At 41.4% G+C, this 19,756-nt stretch carries 17 protein-coding genes; 10 read left to right on the forward strand and 7 right to left on the reverse strand.

All coding sequences use genetic code 11. From position 1 onward, the window contains the following. Positions 1–11: 11 nt before the first annotated feature. From IQ246_RS06435 to purH, 4 genes are all read right to left on the reverse strand, one after another. On the reverse strand, positions 12–1,607 hold the full coding sequence (locus IQ246_RS06435) for a DHA2 family efflux MFS transporter permease subunit (protein WP_194001201.1): 1,596 nt from the start codon (positions 1,605–1,607) through the stop codon (positions 12–14). A gap of 147 nt (positions 1,608–1,754) precedes the next feature. After that, positions 1,755–3,245, reverse strand: coding sequence for an HlyD family secretion protein (locus IQ246_RS06440; protein ID WP_194001202.1), 1,491 nt, complete (start codon positions 3,243–3,245; stop codon positions 1,755–1,757). Between the two features lie 150 nt (positions 3,246–3,395). Continuing rightward, the gene (locus IQ246_RS06445; RefSeq protein ID WP_194001204.1) at positions 3,396–3,863 is read right to left on the reverse strand and encodes a MarR family winged helix-turn-helix transcriptional regulator; all 468 of its coding nucleotides are present in this window, start codon (positions 3,861–3,863) and stop codon (positions 3,396–3,398) included. Between the two features lie 814 nt (positions 3,864–4,677). Next, positions 4,678–6,198, reverse strand: coding sequence for a bifunctional phosphoribosylaminoimidazolecarboxamide formyltransferase/IMP cyclohydrolase (gene purH, locus IQ246_RS06450; RefSeq protein ID WP_194001206.1), 1,521 nt, complete (start codon positions 6,196–6,198; stop codon positions 4,678–4,680). 303 nt (positions 6,199–6,501) lie between these two features. Here purH and IQ246_RS06455 point away from each other — a divergent pair, with 303 nt between their 5' ends. The 3 genes from IQ246_RS06455 (at position 6,502) to IQ246_RS06465 (ending at position 9,166) form a co-directional block, all read left to right on the forward strand. Beyond that, positions 6,502–7,197 (forward strand): hypothetical protein, encoded by a 696-nt coding sequence (locus tag IQ246_RS06455; RefSeq protein WP_194001208.1) that lies wholly within the window; start codon positions 6,502–6,504, stop codon positions 7,195–7,197. A gap of 3 nt (positions 7,198–7,200) precedes the next feature. Next, positions 7,201–7,944 (forward strand): toll/interleukin-1 receptor domain-containing protein, encoded by a 744-nt coding sequence (locus IQ246_RS30185; RefSeq protein ID WP_244141942.1) that lies wholly within the window; start codon positions 7,201–7,203, stop codon positions 7,942–7,944. A gap of 115 nt (positions 7,945–8,059) precedes the next feature. Continuing rightward, positions 8,060–9,166 (forward strand): toll/interleukin-1 receptor domain-containing protein, encoded by a 1,107-nt coding sequence (locus IQ246_RS06465; RefSeq protein ID WP_194001210.1) that lies wholly within the window; start codon positions 8,060–8,062, stop codon positions 9,164–9,166. A 147-nt stretch (positions 9,167–9,313) separates the two neighbouring features. On the opposite strand, the gene IQ246_RS06470 is transcribed toward IQ246_RS06465, so the two are convergent. Genes IQ246_RS06470 through IQ246_RS06480 form a run of 3 tightly spaced genes read right to left on the reverse strand, consistent with a single transcriptional unit; the run spans position 9,314 to position 13,119 of the window. Further along, positions 9,314–10,351 carry an ABC transporter ATP-binding protein gene (locus IQ246_RS06470; protein WP_194001212.1) on the reverse strand — a complete coding sequence of 346 codons (1,038 nt, stop codon included), beginning with the start codon at positions 10,349–10,351 and terminating at the stop codon, positions 9,314–9,316. Between the two features lie 21 nt (positions 10,352–10,372). Next, entirely contained in the window at positions 10,373–12,001 is a 1,629-nt protein-coding gene (locus tag IQ246_RS06475) for an iron ABC transporter permease (RefSeq protein WP_244141943.1), read from the reverse strand. A 38-nt stretch (positions 12,002–12,039) separates the two neighbouring features. Next, a complete protein-coding gene (locus tag IQ246_RS06480; protein WP_194001214.1) occupies positions 12,040–13,119 on the reverse strand; it encodes an iron ABC transporter substrate-binding protein in 1,080 nt (359 codons plus the stop codon). A 96-nt stretch (positions 13,120–13,215) separates the two neighbouring features. Between IQ246_RS06480 and IQ246_RS06485 the strand changes: the two genes are divergently transcribed. The 7 genes from IQ246_RS06485 to IQ246_RS06515 all read left to right on the forward strand — a co-directional run bounded on the left by IQ246_RS06485 (position 13,216) and on the right by IQ246_RS06515 (position 19,592). Beyond that, positions 13,216–13,383, forward strand: coding sequence for a hypothetical protein (locus IQ246_RS06485; protein WP_194001216.1), 168 nt, complete (start codon positions 13,216–13,218; stop codon positions 13,381–13,383). 188 nt (positions 13,384–13,571) lie between these two features. Then, complete coding sequence (locus IQ246_RS06490) at positions 13,572–14,186, forward strand: alpha/beta hydrolase (protein WP_194001218.1); 615 nt, start codon at positions 13,572–13,574, stop codon at positions 14,184–14,186. Between the two features lie 156 nt (positions 14,187–14,342). Next, on the forward strand, positions 14,343–14,555 hold the full coding sequence (locus IQ246_RS06495) for a DUF2555 domain-containing protein (RefSeq protein ID WP_162399252.1): 213 nt from the start codon (positions 14,343–14,345) through the stop codon (positions 14,553–14,555). 68 nt (positions 14,556–14,623) lie between these two features. Further along, positions 14,624–15,853 (forward strand): bifunctional phosphopantothenoylcysteine decarboxylase/phosphopantothenate--cysteine ligase CoaBC, encoded by a 1,230-nt coding sequence (gene coaBC, locus IQ246_RS06500; RefSeq protein ID WP_194001220.1) that lies wholly within the window; start codon positions 14,624–14,626, stop codon positions 15,851–15,853. Between the two features lie 181 nt (positions 15,854–16,034). Then, complete coding sequence (locus IQ246_RS06505; RefSeq protein WP_194001222.1) at positions 16,035–17,522, forward strand: site-2 protease family protein; 1,488 nt, start codon at positions 16,035–16,037, stop codon at positions 17,520–17,522. A 495-nt stretch (positions 17,523–18,017) separates the two neighbouring features. Continuing rightward, on the forward strand, positions 18,018–18,242 hold the full coding sequence (locus IQ246_RS06510; protein WP_194001224.1) for a hypothetical protein: 225 nt from the start codon (positions 18,018–18,020) through the stop codon (positions 18,240–18,242). Between the two features lie 372 nt (positions 18,243–18,614). After that, positions 18,615–19,592, forward strand: a complete 978-nt coding sequence (locus tag IQ246_RS06515) for a sucrase ferredoxin (protein ID WP_194001226.1) — start codon at positions 18,615–18,617, stop codon at positions 19,590–19,592. Positions 19,593–19,756 lie beyond the last annotated feature (164 nt).

A 19,756-nucleotide genomic window follows, 5' to 3' on the forward strand; every position in this document is an offset into this window, starting at 1 on the left:
ATATAACCAGTCTAATGAGCGACAGCGCCACCAGCCACTTTTACCTTTTTGAAGAATAGAATAGCAATTCCACTGAGTAATAAAGCAATGCCAATAAAGTAAAAACAGTCGTTAAAAGCCATTACAAAAGCTTCCCGACGGACTAGATTAGAAATGGATGCGATCGCCTGATTTTGTGCTGTACTAAAATCTGCTCCTCGACTAACAAAATACTGTGTCATTTGGTCAATTCGCTGTTGAGTTTCTGGGTTAAATAGAGATACTGCTTCACCTAATCTATTTGAATGAAATTGCTCTCTATTAGTTAATAAAGTTGCTAAAGATGCAATTCCTATAGAACCACCCATATTACGCATCATATTAAATAAACCACTCGCTGAACCTGCTTCTTTTGGACTCAAACCGGTAGTGGCAATAGAGGTAAGCGGCACCATAATTAGCGGTTGTCCCATTGCTCGCACAAGTTGAGACCACCTTAATTGATCTAATCCTGTTTGATAAGTCATTCCTGCGTTCATAAATGCACTTATAGCGAACAAACTTACACCGACAGCAACCATTAAGCGCACATCAATGCGTTGCATCAATTTGGGTAGAAACGGAATAATAAATAATTGAGGAATACCCGACCAAATTAATACTTCACCAATTTGCAGTGCATTATATTTTTGAATTTGGGCTAGATACAGCGGTAATATATAAATTGATCCATACAATCCTACTCCTAAAGACACATTTACAATACTAGCTAAACCAAAGTTACGATAACGCAAAAGGCGCAGGTTAATAAATGGTTGTTTACGAGTTAATTCGATAAAGAAAAATAGCGTTATAAATATTGCTGCTATCACGCTTAAACGTATAATCAATGTCGAGCTAAACCAATCTTTGCGGCTACCTTCTTCTAAAACAACTTGTAAGGAACCTAATCCAATCGCCATTGAAATAATTCCCCACCAATCGCCTTCTTTTAACAAATTAATTTGGAGTCGGTCTTGCCTAATTCCATACCAAACGCCAGCTAGCATCAATATTCCTGGAATTACATTTATATAAAAGCTATATTCCCAACCGAAGTTTTCTGTTAACCAACCTCCTAATGTAGGGCCAATTGATGGTGCAAAAACTGCTGTAATAGCAAAGGCAGCTAATCCAATTGCTTGCTTTGATGGAGGTAAAGTGGTTAAAACAATCGTCATAGCAGTCGGGATTAAAACACCTCCTGCAAAGCCTTGCAAAGCACGGAAGATAATCATGGAATTGAGATTCCATGCCCAAGCGCAGCATACTGAAAAAAAGATAAATAGTACAGTATTGACTAATAGATAACGCCGTAGGGAAAACACCCGTGATAACCATCCCGTTAAGGGAATTACCACAATTTCTGCGACTAGATAAGCAGTAGAAATCCAAGAACCTTCTTCTAGAGTTGCTCCTAAAGTTGCTTGAATATCTTGCAGTGAAGCGTTGGTAATCTGAATATCTAAAATTGCCATAAATGCGCCAAGCATACTGGCTAATACACCAATCCAGGTTTTCAGCGGTACATGATCTGGCGGTACAGCAGGATTTTGTCCTTGCTGACGAATTGCACCGGCATCAGCCATATTATTGCTCCAGTTTCAAAATTAAGACGAAAAAAGGTAATTAAATCTTAAGCAATATTAAAAATCCATAACTTACATATTAAAAAAATATTGCGTTTCGTTTTATTAACAGATAATTATATTTATCTGTTTGAAGGCAATTTGGTATTACTTGACTTCTACAGCAACTTCCGCAGACATCCCAGGAGTAATCCGCGATTCGTAGCCTTGAATGCTCTTTTGGTCAAAAACTACTTTTACAGGGATGCGTTGTACGATTTTGGTAAAGTTACCCGTAGCGTTATCTGGTGGCAATAAGGCAAACTGAGCGCCGGAAGCAGGCGAAATACTATCAACATGACCAACAAAGGTGTGATGAGGGAAAGAATCCAGCTTGATTTCTACTTCCTGTCCTGGCTGCATCTTTTCTAGTTGGGTTTCTTTGAAGTTCGCAATTACCCAATACTCGTTATTGACAATCGCCATTAGCGGTGTTCCCACTTGTAGTCGGTTCCCAACTTCCACGTTTTTTCTGCCCACGCGTCCAGCACTAGGGGCAGTAATGTTGGTGTAAGATAATTGCAATTGTGCGTCCTTGAGAGAAGCTTCAGATTGGGCGATCGCTGCTTTTGCCGCTTCGTACTGACTGCGTTTTACTGTTGTGTCTTGTCCGCCGGCAGTAGCTTGTTGCAATCCTCCCCTAGATGCTGCCAATTTAGCTTGGGCGTCAGTTACATTTTCTTGTGCTTGTGCCAGTTGAGACTGCGCTTTAGCTACACCAACTCTCACTGAAGCTAACCTGGCTTGTGCTTGTTCTACTCCCTGAACAGCGGCGCTTTTTTGCGCTACGGCTACATCATAACCTGCCCTAGCTGTGTCCAACTGCTGGCTAGGAATTGCACCTTCTTTAAATAGGCTGTTGTAACGGTTATAGTCAGCTTGCGCTTTTTCTAAATTGGCATTTGCCTGAGCTACTTGCGCTTGAGCGGTGGGAATTCCAGCTTGGGCTAACTTAACTTCAGCTTGTGCTGCTGGTATCCCTGCTTGTGCTTCCTGTACTGCTGCTCGTGCGGTAGAAATCGCTGCTACAGCACTGCTGACATCCCCCTGCGCCTGAGCTGTCTTACCAGTGGTTGTTTGTGCAGTTAAGGCAATATTCGCTTCTGCGGCTTGGGCTTGACTACGGGCATTCTGTAAGGCGGCTTCTGCTTGCTGCACCTTACTTTGATAGTCTTGTGGATCAAGCTTTACTAACAATTGTCCTGGTTGCACTAGTTGGTTATCATTCACCAGCACTTGATTGACGGTTCCCGGAATCTTACTACTAACTTGGTGAATGTGTCCTGCAACGGTGGCGTTGTCTGTTTGCTGGTGGGTAGAGGCGTATTGCCAGTAGTGATAACCAAAAGTTCCTGCGGCGATCGCACCCACTCCTAATCCTGCCAAAATCAAAGCGATGGGTTTTTTACTTTTTGGTTTAACCTCTTTCCTCACCTCTGGCTGGGGATTTACCTCGGTTGCAGGGGCTTCACGAATTACAACGGTTGCTTGTGCGCTTGTAGATGTCTCATCTGCTAAAGTCTCTGAATTAGTAATCATTTGTTTTTCTAAAATTGCAATTTTGTTTTTGTTGCGTCCGTTTAAATTAGTAGCGCCCATGACTGTTAACTCACTTGTTTGATTGATGGTTATTTAGAATACGTAATATTTAATCAAGAAATTTTCTTAGACGTTTCCTTAGTATGCGTAATATTTTTTCATAATAAACCCTAATAGCGCTTCCTCCGGTCGGGTGATTGTGGAATGCTTTTAAAAGAGGTTAGCGATCGCCTGATTCAAGAGTTGCGAAAACAGTTCACGATCAGCCAAGGAAATACCCTGCATTGCTTGATCACGCAATTCTACCGAAATTGGGGGTAAAACCTTTTCTAGTTCCTTGCCTGCATCCGTTAGCCATATCCGCCAAATGCGGCGATCGTGAAGGTCGCGTTCTCGACGCACTAAGCTGCGTTCTTCCATGCGGTCTAGTACACCAGTTAAAGTCCCTCCCACCTGTTTAAGTTTATCCCCAATACAAGAAGTTGGTAATCCATCTTCTTGCCACAAACAGCATAATACTAACCAGTGAAATGGCGTCAGTCCAAACGGTTCTAGCTTCTCAGTAAACTTGCGACTAAGCAACTGTGATAACAATTTAATTCTATAGCCCATACTGTATGGTGCTAGAACTTGCTGCCATGACTCCACAGTTTGGGAATGATCGGATGTAGAAACCATTTCAGAAATTGCTTAGCGTACGTATTATTATGATAACTAGACTAATGGATTATGGCAATAAACCTCAGCTACTGCCTGTTATATCTCTATAGATAAAGGGGGGATGCTCGCCGCTATGTTGGTAAACTAGTGTCTCTGTACCTGCTTGATTGTAACGATGTACCCACTCCATTATTGTCTGAGGGTTCAGCTTTGAATCTTCAGAGCTGGGGTTTCTTTAAGATACCATGCTGTCAGTCGGTTAATTTGCACCTGAATTTTCGATTTTGAACCGCAGCTAATTATCCAAAAAATTCTAGCGAATCTGCAAGGAAGTTTTCTACATACCAATCAAAAAGCGTCTGGGAGTGTTGCCGTGTTTCCACCCCAGACGCTTTTTGTTCTCAACTTGCTCCTCACACAAATATAAAGTAACACTTGTTCACTCAAAAGTGAGTATATATAAGTGACACTTTCAAAAGTGTACATACAAATAATCTAATTTCTAGTAATAAATTAAAAAGCGCTTGGGAGTGTTGCCGTGTTTCCACCCCAGGCGCTTTTTATTCTTAACTTGCTCCTCACACACAACTGTAGAATATCACCGATTTATTTAAAGAGCAAGTATATTGAGTGACACTTTCAAAACTGTACAAATAATCTTATTTTTAGTAGCAAATTAAAAAGCGTCTGGGAGTGTTGCCGTGTTTCCACCCCAAACGCTTTTTATTTCTTAACTTGCTCCTCACACACAACTGTAAGATATCACTGATTTAATTAAAGAGCAAGTATATTGAGTGACACTTTGCCAACTGCACATCTTACAGCCAATAACTTAGTGTAAAAAGTGACGCATTGATGTAAACACCATCACTAAACCCAGTTCGTTAGCAGCTTTGATGGAATCTTTATCCCGCAAACTTCCCCCTGGTTGAACAATGGCAGTAATTCCTGCTGCTGCTGCTGTTTTGACTGAATCATCGAAGGGGAAGAATCCATCGCTAGCTAGAGTTGCGCCTTTGGCTTTGTCTCCAGCTTTTTCCAAGGCAATTTTCACTGAGCCGACGCGGTTCATCTGACCAGCACCCACACCCAGAGTAGTGCGATCGCCACTTATAACAATTGCATTCGATTTAATATGTTTGCATACTTTCCAAGCAAATAGCAATTCTGCTAACTCACTAGCGGTGGGTTGACGTTCGGTGACAACTTGCCATTGACTAGTATCAGCGATCGCATCATCAGCAGCTTGGATCAGGAAGCCACCGGCGATCGTTTTTACTGTTTCCTTGGGGCCACTGCTTAAATCTGCTAGAGTTAAAACCCGTACTTTCGATTTAGCAGCCACAATTTCTTGAGCATCCGCATCACAACTTGGTGCAACCACACATTCTAAAAATGTTTTGGTTAACTCGCTTGCTGTATCAGCATCAATCGGACGGTTCAGGGCGACAATTCCACCAAAGGCAGAAACAGCATCAGCATTAAAAGCCTTTTGGTATGCTTCCACAATCGTCTTGCCTAGTGCTGTACCACACGGATTTGTGTGTTTGATAATTGTAGCTGCTGGGGTATCGGTGAACTCAGCAATAATTTGGCGTGCGGCTTCCAAATCAACTAAGTTATTATAACTGAGTTCTTTGCCTTGGAGTTTCGTCGCGTCTGCCCATCCCGTTGGGGTAGTACCAGTTTGATACCAAGCGGCGCTTTGATGGGGGTTTTCGCCGTAGCGCAGAGATTGCAATTGTGTACCGCTAAGGGTGTAGTTTTGTGTTCCTGCAAGGTAAGATGCGATCGCTTGATCGTAACTAGCAGTGTGCGAAAATCCTTTTAATGCTGCCTTTTGGCGAAACTCTAGGGATGCTACGCCCTTATTTTGCCGCAATTCCTCCAAATACTCGTCATACTGTGCTGGATCGCATAATACAGCAAGATGGGCGAAGTTTTTCGATGATGCCCTTAGCATAGCAGGGCCACCGATATCAATTTGCTCAACCGCTTGGGATAATGTCACCCCTGGTTTAGCGATCGTTTCCTCAAAAGGATATAGATTCACCACCACTAAATCAATCGGGCGAATTTGGTTATTTTCTAAATCTGTAATATCTTGAGGAACATCTCGCCGCGCCAAAATTCCGCCATGAATTCGCGGATGTAGGGTTTTGACTCGACCACCTAAAATTTCTGGAGAACCCGTGTAGTCAGCAACTTTCGTAACTGGTAGCCCCGCATCTTTGAGAGCTTGGGCTGTTCCCCCACTGCTGATTAAATCAAATTCAAATTCTTCAACCAAGCTACGGGCTAAGTCAGTTAAACCAGTTTTGTTAGATACACTCAGCAGGGCTAGACGCGCCATTGATCAATTCCTTAAATGTAGGCTATGAAGCGAAGGATCTCAAGTTTTGCATAAGCCTTGGTTCACTTCAAGACCATTAGGAATCATTATGAGGTACGGTAGTGGCGTAGCTAATCTAATTATTTAAAGGTTAATTTCCAGTGTAATTGAACAGTTTGAGCTAGCAAAGTTAACGATGAATCCTTACAGAAGAAGGATAGTTCTGATGAACCTTAGAACAAAATGAAATAGAGTATAGTCGCCTTAAACGTAAAAAATGCTAAGGTAATATAATTCACCAACCTGCAAACTAAAACCCAGATCGTGATCTCTTCCACCTTCAAGCAAAGATTTCAAGACTTAGCAAACAACATTGAGCAAGATTTCAAGTTGCTAAAGGAATTCGAGGATGCACTACGCTACGAAACTAATCCTCGTGTTAAAGCTGCATATCGCCATGATATTAAGCAATTGAGAGAGTCAGCAATTCTCTACCAGCAAGAATATGACGAACTTCAGGAAATTATAACTACTGATGAATCAGTCACAAATATACAGAGTCTAGAAATACAGTTGCATCAGATAGATACCAAGTTAGATATTTTGTTGAATGGTCAGGATGATGTCTCTGAAAACCTTTATCAAATGCGACAAACATTGTTAAATCACTATGACGATGCTGAAATAGCGATGATTGCATCAATTGCAGAGCAATTAAGCCAGACACAATTGACCATAACACAAACTTTTGTGGATGCACTAGAGGGCAATCAATTATCGGAAGTACAAATTCAGGAGATGTTGGCAGTATTGGAAAAACAGATCCCTTCTCTACCTCCTAGTCAGGCAGTAGTTGCTGAAATTATCAAAGCAACTGAGCTAGATGCCAAGCATAAACTAAAAATTACTCTGCCTATAGTTCCTTTTATTATTGATTACGAAGGTGAGTTGGAAATAGGAAGCGGGTTCAATGTCAAATTAGCCTGGGAACACTTAGTAAGCAAGTTACGAAATAAGTAAGCCATGGATTTTCATAAACATCTTGAAGAACAATTGAGCGAAGATTTTAAGCTGCTGAAAGAACTAGAAGACAGGCTACGTTCTGAAGATGATCCGCGTCGTAAACGCAAATTTAACGATGACATCAAAGAAATCAAGCAGCAGATTTTTCATAGACAAACAGAACTGAATTATCTGTCTATTTCTTCTATTGGTGTCCCTCCATCAGAATTAGCAACTAAAGAAATTGATATGCAGCGTTTTACTAATAATGTGTCTATAGTCAGTAATAAACTTATGTCGGTGGAACCTAATCAAGCTATCGAATTATTTTATTGCTATGCTCACGAAGATGAAAAATTGCGAGAGCAGCTAGAAAAGCATCTTAGTAGTTTGAAACGAGAAGGAGTAATCACAGACTGGCATAACCGAAAAATTGGAGCAGGAAAAGAATGGCAAAATGAGATAGATACTCACCTAAATACATCTCATATAATTTTGCTACTTATTAGTCCAAATTTTATGTATTCAAATTATTGCTGGGATGTTGAAGTAAAACGGGCTATGGAACGGTATGAAGCTCAAGAAGCTAGAGTTATCCCAGTAATTCTTGAATCTGTTGATTGGATAAATGCGCCATTTGGAAGGCTTCAACCCCTGCCCGAACGCGGTAAACCTGTGAAAAAATGGGGAAATCGCAATGACGCATTTTTAAGTGTTGCTAAAGGTATTCGGATAGCAGCAAAAGAATTAGCAGAAAATTTATAAAAACATACCTATTAAAATTGCATTATTAGAATTGAATAAATTATCAGTATATGAAAACAAGTACTTTTTCAATATAAAAGTAATTTTTAGTTAAGATTAATAGGTAATAATATCAATGCCGTTGAATAAGCTTGTCAAAGTTTTTTACTGCTGCTCCGACTCTGTTCAAGATGAACAAATGCGGCAAAAATTAGAGAATCATCTCAAAGATTTGGAGCGACAGCGTGTGATTACTAAGTGGCATAGAGGTATGATTAGCCCTGGAAGAGAATGGGAAGTAGAGATTGATACGCAATTGAAAACGGCTGATATAATTTTAGTGCTAATTAGTTCGGATTTTATGGCTTGCGATTATCATTGGGAAGTTGTGATAAAACAGGCTATGCAACGCCATAGGACTAGACAGGCACGGGTTATCCCTATTCTCCTTCGCCCCGTGCTTAATACTTGGAAAGTTGCATTAGATAATCTCACTGCCTTACCAGAAGGTGAGAGAGCTGTTACTTGTTGGAATCCGTATGATAATGCTTTTGCCAATATTGCTCAAGGTATAAAGAAAGTAGCCGAGGAACTTACCGATCCTACCTTCCATATTAAAAAATATTCTCAGCAGACCAGAGAAGTTGTAATACCTGTTCTAAAGGCTGCTGGGAATGCTTTGATATACATAATAAGAGAAACCTTTTTGTACTTATTTCAACCATCAAGAACTCGTCGGCATCGTAGAGTAAGCAAGATTCCCATAAGACTACTTGTTTTAATTGCAGTATGTGGAATGTTTATACGCTTATTTTTTCAACAATCTAATCTGTCAGGAATTTCTTCATCAAACATCCCTGAAAGTTTTTTATCAAAACCTAATTCTACTTTAGATTCAACACAAAAAGTAAATTATACGGGATGGATATGGTTAGGCATAATTAAAAATAGTTCCGGTAGTTTATCTGTTGGAAAACCACTAATTGTTAAACAAGAAAATATTGAAGAATATCCTAGTATTGATCCTCCTGTTGTTCCATCACCAGGAGCAATAGTAACCCTTAAATACATTGTAAATTTAAGAAAAGAAAAATCTTTTGCTTCGGAGATACTTAATGAACTGCAACGAGGAGAGAAACTAGTCATACTTAAAATAGAGCCAATAGCAAAGCCTACTAGTAATTCAGCCTATATTAAATTGAGGGCACAAGTTCGTAAATGTAATCACACTTGTGATAAGTAACAATTAGGGTGCTATCGAATATTGCTGTTTATTCGTTATAATTGCACTCTTGTACAATAACCAAGTGCGATTTTGGCAATTTTTGCGTAAGTCGTGAAAGTCTAAGAGATTAACCAAGCTTAGAGAGCGATCGCACGTTAAAATCTCTTACGGAAAAATGTGGACAGCATTACCGACTATGGATATCTGCACTCGTGTACCTACAGATAATGCCACATCAGTCGTCGTCCGCGCATGGAGTTCTTTACCAGAGGGAGTTTGCAAACAATATTGGTACTCGCGTCCTAAAAAGCGGCGGGTGCGGATGACTACGGGTGCATTATTGGTTGGTTTTAAAATAAAGTCTTCTTGGCGGATCATGATTTCGCCAGTATCGTGGGTGTGGTTAGCTGTTAGCTCAAAACTACCAACTTCTGTTTCCCATAAATTACCTTGACGGCGAGCGGGGAGGAAATTAGCTTGAGTGACAAATTCCGCCACGAATCTTGATGCTGGGTGAGTATAGATTTCTTCTGGTGTGCCTATTTGTTCTAAATGTCCTTGTCGCATCACACCCACTATATCCGAAATAGCTAGCGCTTCTTCTTGATCGTGGGTAACAAAAATTGCTGAAGTACCTGCTGCTTTGAGAATGTCTCGGACTTCTTCGCGCAACTGCAACCTCACTTGGATATCAAGATTGCTTAAAGGTTCATCCAAGAGCATGAGTTGAGGTTGGGGTGCTAGGGCGCGGGCGAGAGCAACCCGCTGCTGCTGTCCTCCAGAAAGTTCGTAGGGATAACGTTTTTCTAAGCCTTCAAGTCTCACTAGAGCAATGGCTTCGGTTGCACGTTTTTGTATTTGCTGTTTAGTGAAATGTTTCAACCCAAAAGCCACATTTTCTGACACATTTAGATGAGGAAACAGTGCATAATCTTGAAAAACGATGCCGATGTCGCGCTGTTCTGTAGGGATGTAAGTAAAGGCATCGCAAACTATCTGTCTACCAATTTTAATTTCTCCTGTTTGCAGCCGCTCAAAACCAGCAATCAATCGCAACAGCGTAGTTTTACCGCAACCAGATGGGCCAAGCAATCCCAATACATGTCCTTGTTGCAACGTCAAAGATACCTTATCTACAGCGGCAGAGGCATTTTCTAAAAACCGCTTGGTGACATTCTGTAACTGTAGAATTGCTTGTTGCATAAGTAGATAAAAGGGGGTGGCTTAAAACTTTGTTTGTGCTTGGGTTTTATTTATTACTTTCTCTTTTTTGACGTTTTCTTGGGATAGCACCAATAAAGTTGAACCCATAGAAACCAATAACATAGCTAGTGAAGCAGCCGCAGCATCGGCAAAATCAACATTTTCTGTGGCTTGCCAAATTTGTACTGCTAAAGTACTAAAACCTATGGGTGCTAGCAGCATAGTTGCAGGTAGTTCTTTAATCGCTGTCAGAAACACCAACACTGCACCACTCAATACACCAGATTGTACTAGAGGTAAGGTAATTTCTCTTAAAGTTTGCCAAGCTGTCCTACCTAAGCTGCGTGCTGATTCTTCTATTTGGGGATTTACTTGTAAAAGACAACTGCGTACTGTTCCTAAGGATTGCGGTAAAAATAAAACTAAATATGCAAATATCAGCATTGGTAAAGTTTGGTACAGTGCTGGCAGATAATTTGCCCCAAAAAATACCAGGGATAAGGCAACAACAATTCCTGGTACACCAAACCCGATGTAAGAGCAGCGTTCAATAATGGCGGTGATTTTACTTGGAAAACGTACTGATAAAATTGCGACTGGTAGGGCAAAAATAGTAATAGCCAAAGCCGCTAGTCCAGATGCCCCAACTGAGTTGAGAATGCTAGGTAGCAAATTAGGAAAGTTGTAGCCATTGCTGAGTCCGCGAATTAGCCAAAATAGGGTAATGCCCACTGGTAGCAGCACACCCAAGCTAGTAATGCTTAGACAAAAGCCGAGAGCGGGCCATTTCCAAATTCCCAACTTGACAATTTTTGGTGGACGTAGGGAAGCAGAACCACGACTATAATAAGCAGCACGCGATCGCATTCGATATTCTAGCCATAAAATTAGCAGCACCAGTGTCACCAACATTAAAGATAAAGCTGCGGCTGAGTTACGGTTAAAACTAGCTTTGTATTGCAAAAAAATTGCCCTTGTAAAAGCATCAAACCGCATCAATGAGGGTGTACCAAAGTCGCGCAAAGCGTACAAAGCTACTAATAATCCACCTGCAATTATCGATGGTTTCAACTGTGGCAAAACCACCCGTAAAAAGGTTTCTCTACCGCCATAACCCAAACTGCGGGCAGCTTCCTCTAAGGATGGATCTATACCTTGTAAGCCAGAGCGTACACTCAACAGCATATAAGGATAGGTAAACAAAGTGATTGCCAAAACTGTCCCAGGAAAACCATAAATGGAAGGTAGTTCTTCTACCCCCAAAGGTTGAAGCAACAACTGCAAAAAGCTACCCCGTGGTGCTAAAGTCGCAATTAGGGCAAAACTGCCTACATAGCTAGGAACTGCTAAGGGCAATGTTGTCGCCACTAACCAAAAGCGTCGTCCTGGTAAGTCTGTCCGTACGGTTAAAAATGCTAACGGTACGGCAATTAGTGTTGAAAATAACGTTACTGTTGCTGCCATCACCGCACTGTTGAAAAAAATCATGAGATTGCGAGGACGAGAAATCAATTCCCAGAACTCTTCCCCGCCAATACCCATCGTGCGGATGACTAAGTATAGTAATGGCAGAGCAATGGCAATTGCTACTACTGCTGCCGCTAAGGTGAGAAATAATGGAGGACGAACCGATTTCAACTGCTTGCTCAAAAAATTTCTTTTTTTCCTGCCTTAATAGATGACTCTCATCAAATAACTTGTGTTTGCTGCAAAAGCTTGAGTGTTGCCTCCAAATCGCTGAGGTTACTCAAGTCAATTTTTTTACCTTGTTTTTGAATTTGTTGGAGAGATTTTAATTGACCTTGAGGGGCAACTTTTGAAGTTAGAGGATATTCATAAGTCTTATTAGCAAAATAGTTTTGGGCAGTTTCATTTAACATGAATTCTACAAACTTTTGGGCAATGTTGGGATGTTTGGCACTGTTCAAAATCGCTACGCCTGCTACATTTACCAACGAACCAAGATCATTCGTAAAATGATGTGCCACTGGAACTTGCGGATTTTTTTGTTTGAATTGTTCTAAATAATAATGATTAACAAATCCTACAGCAATTTCGCCACGGGAGAGAGCTTCTACTATTGATGTGTTATTAGAATAAACTTTGGCGTTGTTAGCTTTAATACCTTCTAACCACTGCTTAGCTTTCTCTTCTCCTTCTATAACCCGCAAGGCTGTAACAAAAGATTGAAACGAACCATTTGTGGGTGCCCAGCCAATTCTTCCTTTCCATTTGGGTTCAGTAAAGCCAAAGATAGACGCTGGTAATTCCCCTGGCTTTACTAATTTAGTGTTGTAGTCTACTGTACGAACTCTGCCACTAATACCTAGCCATTTCCCGTCTGGTGAACGATAGGCACTATCTACTTGATTCAGAAGAGACGTAGGTAACGATACTGCTTTATTTGCTTTTTCAATAGCTCCGAGTGCGCCCGCATCTTGGGCAAAGAAGACATCTGCGGGACTGTTTGCTCCCTCTTCCAAAATCGCTGATGCTAACTCAGCGGTATCGCCATAGCGGACTTGTACCTTAGCGCCAGTTTGTTGCTCAAACTGCTTAATTAGCCCCCCGACAAGTTTTTCGTTACGTCCTGAGTAAACGACTAGCTCTTTTTCGATTTCACCGCTAGCAGTCGTACCAGCTGGTGTAGTCTGTAATGAGGGCGATTCGGTAGTATTTGTGGGAGTTTGATTAGGATTACAAGCGATCGCTAACCCACCACTAACAGTTGCTAGTCCCACTAAATAGACAAATTCGCGACGCTTCATAACCTTCCTCCACTAGAACCAACATTATTGAAGTAATATCTTTATTGAAGCTGATTATTATTAATGCATAGAATTTACATCACCACACACTGAATTATGAAAAACTCCATCCCCTTGTGGATGGAGTTTTTGGGCATGGGGAACTTGCCCCCCTTTGGGGATAAGGGTCAATGGGGGATGGGGCATGGGAAAGAAGCAACCAATGCCCCATGCACTATGCCCATAAATCAAAAATCTTGCCTGAAAGCAACTACATACAAATGAGAATTATTGTTGTGTGATGAAATTTTGGTAAGGTTGCATTAGTCGTCATCAGGAGAGTAAGAAGTTAAGCGAAATTGACGAAAATGTCTCTGGCTTTGCTTTTAACTCATGTTTAAATATGCAATTAAGTCCACTCCAAGAGATAGGATTTACTAGAAGAGTAAGATTTTAGGAGTAGACCCCTGTCTTTGCAATTTATTACCGTTCCTCCCGCAACTTCTCAGCCACCCGCAGGCTTAATCGTCACTTTGCATGGTTGGGGTGCAAATGCCCAGGATGTGGCATCTTTATTGCCATTTTTCAACTTGCCAGATTATCAGTTTATGTTTCCTGATGCGCCTTATCCTCATCCCCATTCTCCTGTAGGTAAGGCGTGGTATGACCTCAGGACGGAAAATATGTATCAAGGCTTAGCAGAAAGTCGGCAACTGTTAATAGATTGGTTGCAATCTTTAGAGATTAGTACTGGTGTGCCTCTATCGCGCACTATTTTGAGTGGATTTTCACAAGGTGGGGCGATGACTCTAGATGTAGGATTAAATTTGCCCCTAGCTGGTTTAGTTGTGATGAGCGGATATTTACATCCTGGTGCAGGAGCAGTAACTCAAAGTAGTATTCCGCCGATTTTAATCGCCCATGGAAGATATGATGAAGTTGTACCACTGCAAGCTGCCTTAAAAGCTAGAGAGACTGTGGAATCCCAAGGAGTGGCAGTAGAATACCACGAATTTGACATGGGGCATGAAATCAGTCCGCAAATGTTAGAGGTGGTACGGAATTTTATCGAGAATGCAATTAACTAGGCAAACGTTACAAATTTTTTATAAATTCTAGTATAAATCCTGAAAAATTTCACGAAATCCACGTCTTCTAATGAGTAATATATATTGGGTGGCTGCGTAATAACGCAATTTCACCCATGCTGAAGGCGAGTGCCGCATAAGGGAGGGGCAAGCATTATGACAACTCTAAGCATTTCCAAGAAAGAAATTGCTGCCATGACTTCGGCAGAAGTAGAACAGTTGGCTACACGTTTGGAACTAGATAATTACAGTAATGCTTTTGAGGGTTTGAATGATTGGCATCTACTACGAGCGATCGCATTTCAGCGTCCGGAGTTAGTTGAACCCTATATCTATCTCCTAGACTTGGAACCCTACGATGAAGCATAAAGACCTGAGAATTAGTAGTTAGCAGTTAGTATTTTTAACCTTTAACTACTAATCTTAATCTTTTTGCTATGCCTAATCTCGAATCCAAAAGCAAAAACGAAAACATCAAAAAAAGGGTTCTAATTGGTGTAGGCGGCGGTATCGCCGCCTACAAAGTTTGTGAACTGGTTTCGATACTATTTAAAAGTGGGATAGAAGTCCGAGTCATCCTTACCGATTCGGCAAAAAAATTTATCACACCTCTGACTTTAGCAACCCTATCCCGTCATCCCGCTTACACAGATGATGATTTTTGGCAACCAACTCACTCTCGTCCATTGCATATTGAGTTAGGTGAATGGGCGGATGTGTTGGTAATTGCCCCCTTAACAGCTAATACACTAGCAAAGTTAGCCTATGGGATGGCTGACAATTTACTTACAAATACTGTGTTGGCTTCTATTTGTCCCGTGGTGTTGGCTCCAGCAATGAATACGGATATGTGGGAACAAATAGCAGTGCAGCGGAATTGGCAACAGTTATTAACAGATAGTCGATATCATGGTATCGATACAGCGTCGGGGTTATTGGCGTGCGATCGCGTCGGTGCTGGTAGGATGGCAGAACCCCCAGAAATTTTGGTTTACATCCAATCGTTGTTGCACACTCAAGGCAAACGAGATTTAGCAGGTAAACGAGTATTAATTAGTGCTGGGGGAACGCGAGAGTATCTTGACCCAGTGAGGTTTATTGGCAATCCTGCCACAGGTAAAATGGGATTGGCTTTAGCGCAAGCTGCACTCCACCGAGGCGCAAGTGTCACTTTGGTACATGGGCCAGCTCATTGGGATGTACCATTGGGAGTGCAAGCAATTCCCGTCGTTAGTGCCGAGCAAATGCAGCAAGTTATGCTAGAGTATTTAGCCAACGCTGATGTCATTGTGATGTCGGCAGCGGTGGCAGATGTGAAGCCAAAAGATTATAGTACAAAGAAATTGCCCAAGCGATCGCTCCCCCAAGCCCTACCCCTGGAACCTGTGCCGGATATCGTCGCCCAATTGGCACAACTCAAGCAACCGCATCAGATATTAATTGGGTTTGCAGCACAGACTGGGGATATTATCACACCTGCGTGGGAAAAGTTACAAAGGAAAAAATTGGATGCGATTGTTGCCAATCCCATCGATCAACCTGATAGCGGTTTTGGCAGTGATTATAATCAAGCAATATTTTTAGACAAGCAAGGGTGTCAGACTGCGATCGCACCTTGTTCTAAATTGGAAATGGCGCATCAATTATTTGATTTTGTGATCAATTAGCATCTCTCAACAAACTTCTACAATCAAATCCTTTGGGAGTTTGCTACAACAAAGTAACCGTCGCACTTACCCACCCTCAAAGCTGCATAATTTGGGCAGACTACAGATGGCGTTATAGATTATTAATGTATCTGCAATACCGGACTTGTTCTGGTTTAGTCTCAATAGCAAAGGTTTGGAGATGTCTACTTTATCAGAAACTTCTATCCTTGCGGCAATCCTGCTGGTAGCTTTCGGCATTTTAGGCTGGGGGTTTTATCGCGCCAGGCCTTTTGGTAAGCTGGGAATCTTAGCCTGGTTACAGTCAGTGGTGTTAATGGCTCCCTGGCTCCTGTTTTTTGGATTGTTTGCAGCCGGAATTTACATCAATATAGTTGGTATATTGTTCTTGGTAGTAAGTTCCGCTGGGCTATATGTATATTTGGGAAGACAGTTACGCGCAGCTGGGCAAGATGCCCTACTCAAGCAGCGAGCAACAGAAAGACTCAATGCTGATTCCTCCCTTGCGCCAAATTCCTCAGAGTCAGCAGGAACTACAGAACTGAAATCTGAAGTACTGCCAATACCAGAAGACGACTTGAATGCAATCAAAGGTATTTTCGGTATTGATACGTTTTTCGCTACAGAAACCATCGCCTACCAGGACGGGGCCATTTTTAAAGGCAATTTGCGAGGAGAACCAGAAGAAGTTCACAATCGTTTAACTGCAAGTTTGCAGACACGTCTAGGTGATCAATATCGTCTGTTTTTAGTGGAAAACACAGACGGTAAACCCGTAGTAATTGTCCTACCAAGCCGCAATGATCCCCGTCCGATGTTGTTATCGCAAAAAGTTTTTGCAGGTATCCTGTTGGTAGCAACCATTGCCACAAGTTTAGAAGCCGCCGGGTTAGTGCTGAATTTTGATTTCTTTGCCAACCCTAGTCGCTTCCAAGAAGCTCTGCCTATAGGCGCTGGTATATTTGCGATTTTGGTAGCGCACGAAATCGGTCATTGGTTACTTGCTCGACGTCACCAAGTCCGCCTCAGCTGGCCTTTCTTTCTGCCCGCTGTGCAAATTGGCTCCTTTGGTGCAATTACCCGCTTTGAGTCTCTATTGCCCAATCGCAAGGCTCTATTTGATATCGCTTTAGCAGGGCCAGCTGCTGGTGGTATTGTTTCTTTATTGATGTTAATCACTGGCTTACTACTTTCCCATCCAGGCAGTTTATTTCAATTGCCAAATCAGTTTTTCCAAGGCTCGATTTTAGTGGGAAGCTTGGCGCGAGTTGTACTTGGCTCTACTTTGCAGTCTTCCCTGGTGAGCGTTCATCCTTTGGTTGTAATTGGTTGGCTGGGGTTAGTAATCACCGCTTTGAACTTGATGCCCGCAGGACAACTAGATGGTGGGCGCATTGTCCAAGCAATTTATGGACGCAAAACCGCAGGACGAGCAACGATCGCAACCCTAATTTTGCTGGCTCTAGTATCTCTCGGTAATGTTCTTGCCATGTACTGGGCGATCGTGATTTTCTTCTTGCAACGAGATCCAGAACGCCCCAGCTTGAATGAAGTTACTGAACCCGATGACGCCAGAGCCGCTTTGGGTCTTTTGGCTCTATTCTTAATGATTACCACACTTCTTCCCTTAACTCCTGCCTTGGCTGGGCGGTTGGGAATTGGGGGTTAGGAGATAGGAGATATGATTAGCTCTTTGACACTCCCCATGCCTAAAGGCAGGGGATTCTAGCGTCACTGACGTTCCTCGCTTTTGCAGATCTTCTCCCAAGGGGAGACGCCAAGGGCGATACGACTAACACAAAGAAGTAGAGGAAACATCTCGACTGGCGTTACTTTGGAGTTGCCCACCCCTATCATTGTCTTGAAAAGTTTGCTTGGAGGGAAACCCTCCTGGCAACCTTTCGCTTGGACGACTTAGAATCACTTTGGCAGCATTCACATCGCGTTGTTCGGTAGCTAATTGTTTTTATTTTTTCCAGATTAGTTGAGAATAATTCCTAATATCTATATTATATAGATACATTAAAAGCAGATAGTGTGGAAATCTTAAAACAGAATCGGCTCGCCAAGACCATTACTGTTAATCAAATGTTTCCCTACCTAACTTTAATGCGTTCCTCGCAAGAGTAGTGTAGAAGTATATCTTTATATATAGTAATCCGATTTGATTCGTGAACTGACTCGTAGAGATAGGGAATGGGGGATAGGGAATGGGGCATGGGGAAGAAGTAATAAAGGTGTACTGAATTTTTTTCCAAATCAAATATTAGTCCTATATATAGAAATGGGAGATGTAACTAGCTATGTAGATATTTTAAGCAAAACTTTAAATAAGTACTTTGTTGTCGCCAAATCTTTATTAGCAATATTAGCTACACAGAGAAGTTAAGCAGCTAATTACTCGCTACTTTCGATGCGATCGCACAAGGTTGAATATGTCCGATTTTGGCAATAAAACCAAGCTCAAAAAAGTCTAGTTACCGAGTGTGATAATTGCTTAATTGCCAGACAATAAGAGGTAGAAAAATAACATTATTAGTACGTAAAAATCTATGTTATGGCTATTTTTTTCTATTATAGAGAGTTTGTTAACTAGAAAGACGTTAGCTATAAATGATGTTATAAAGTGGCTACTTGGTTTTAACTAGGAAATATATATAGTTATTTTATATCTCCTGAAATCAAGGGAATTGTAGCCAGGAACACAATGGTTGTCTTTTCATATCCTTTGTCCAGAAAATCAATTCATGAGTATAGTTAAATGAATACTTTTTTTTGTTCTGACCATTCGCGGCAAACAGGAGAAGATGTAATTGGTAGCGCGACCAATGAACAAACTTATATTTTAATTGAGTGCCCTCCACCTTGGATATCAGAAGCTTTTAATTCTAAATGGGTACCAAATAATTTGAGGAATTTGGTAGAGGAGATGAAGCGGGCTAAATTACCAATCAGATTTCTCTTAGTTGCTAACAAGTTATCACATAAAGTAGACCATACGACTGTTTTGATTTATCAAAAACAAGAGGGGCTGAGTAATGGATACCGCAAGCAAGAGTTTAGGCTAGCAAATATTGAACAAGTAGCAGCGGTTATTCAAAAATGGTTATGGGGTATGAGTTCTGACTCGGAAGTGAAAACTAGTGAAATCAGAGATATTTTAGTTTGTACCCACGGTAGTCATGATAAATGCTGTGCTAGATATGGGAATCCCTTTTACTTCCTAGCTACAGCCACTATTTCTGATTTGAGCTTGGACAATGTGCGGATTTGGAAATCAACTCATTTTGGTGGACATCGTTTTGCTCCAACAATCATAGACTTACCACAAGCAAGATACTACGGTCTTCTTGATGAAGATTCATTCAGATCAATTTTGACCCGTACAGGTGATATTCAATGCTTGAATAAAGTCTATCGAGGCTGGGGAATTTTGCCTACTGGACTTCAGATTTTGGAAAGAGAACTAATCCTTCATCACGGTTGGGATTGGTTTAACTACAAAGTGGCAGGTAAAATCTTAGAGCAAAGTTTAGACAATAATACAATGCTAGCTGAGCTAAGTTTTGAAAACCCTTCTGGTTCTCTCTACACCTGTCAGGCAAAACTTGTAAAAGATGGAAGTAAAACCCAACGTTTAAAGAGTTCCTGCAATGCAACACAAGAATCAGTGGTGATTAAATATGCTGTAGCAAGTCTCTGGCTTACCTCTAAGAAAGTGGAAACTTGTAGCGTCTAGAAATCTGGGTTATGCCAGATAATCAAAAAGGTATGCATCTACTATAGTAATCCGATTTGATTCGTGAACTGACTCGTAGAGACAGGGAATGGGGCATGGGGAATGGGGCATGGAGAATGGGGCATGGAGAATGGGGCATGGAGAATGGGGAATGGGGAATGGGG

It is taken from the genome of aff. Roholtiella sp. LEGE 12411 (assembly GCF_015206995.1).
GTDB lineage: Bacteria > Cyanobacteriota > Cyanobacteriia > Cyanobacteriales > Nostocaceae > Komarekiella.

What these genes read in the sequence shown, in the direction of transcription:
- IQ246_RS06515 (WP_194001226.1), top strand. Translation starts at nt 18,615, where the DNA reads ATGAATACTTTTTTTTGTTCTGACCATTCGCGGCAAACAGGAGAAGAT.
- IQ246_RS30185 (WP_244141942.1), top strand. Translation starts at nt 7,201, where the DNA reads ATGGATTTTCATAAACATCTTGAAGAACAATTGAGCGAAGATTTTAAG.
- IQ246_RS06480 (WP_194001214.1), bottom strand. Translation starts at nt 13,119, where the DNA reads ATGAAGCGTCGCGAATTTGTCTATTTAGTGGGACTAGCAACTGTTAGT.
- IQ246_RS06495 (WP_162399252.1), top strand. Translation starts at nt 14,343, where the DNA reads ATGACAACTCTAAGCATTTCCAAGAAAGAAATTGCTGCCATGACTTCG.
- purH (WP_194001206.1), bottom strand. Translation starts at nt 6,198, where the DNA reads ATGGCGCGTCTAGCCCTGCTGAGTGTATCTAACAAAACTGGTTTAACT.
- IQ246_RS06445 (WP_194001204.1), bottom strand. Translation starts at nt 3,863, where the DNA reads ATGGTTTCTACATCCGATCATTCCCAAACTGTGGAGTCATGGCAGCAA.
- IQ246_RS06465 (WP_194001210.1), top strand. Translation starts at nt 8,060, where the DNA reads ATGCCGTTGAATAAGCTTGTCAAAGTTTTTTACTGCTGCTCCGACTCT.
- IQ246_RS06470 (WP_194001212.1), bottom strand. Translation starts at nt 10,351, where the DNA reads ATGCAACAAGCAATTCTACAGTTACAGAATGTCACCAAGCGGTTTTTA.
- IQ246_RS06440 (WP_194001202.1), bottom strand. Translation starts at nt 3,245, where the DNA reads ATGGGCGCTACTAATTTAAACGGACGCAACAAAAACAAAATTGCAATT.
- coaBC (WP_194001220.1), top strand. Translation starts at nt 14,624, where the DNA reads ATGCCTAATCTCGAATCCAAAAGCAAAAACGAAAACATCAAAAAAAGG.
- IQ246_RS06435 (WP_194001201.1), bottom strand. Translation starts at nt 1,607, where the DNA reads ATGGCTGATGCCGGTGCAATTCGTCAGCAAGGACAAAATCCTGCTGTA.
- IQ246_RS06505 (WP_194001222.1), top strand. Translation starts at nt 16,035, where the DNA reads ATGTCTACTTTATCAGAAACTTCTATCCTTGCGGCAATCCTGCTGGTA.
- IQ246_RS06485 (WP_194001216.1), top strand. Translation starts at nt 13,216, where the DNA reads ATGAAAAACTCCATCCCCTTGTGGATGGAGTTTTTGGGCATGGGGAAC.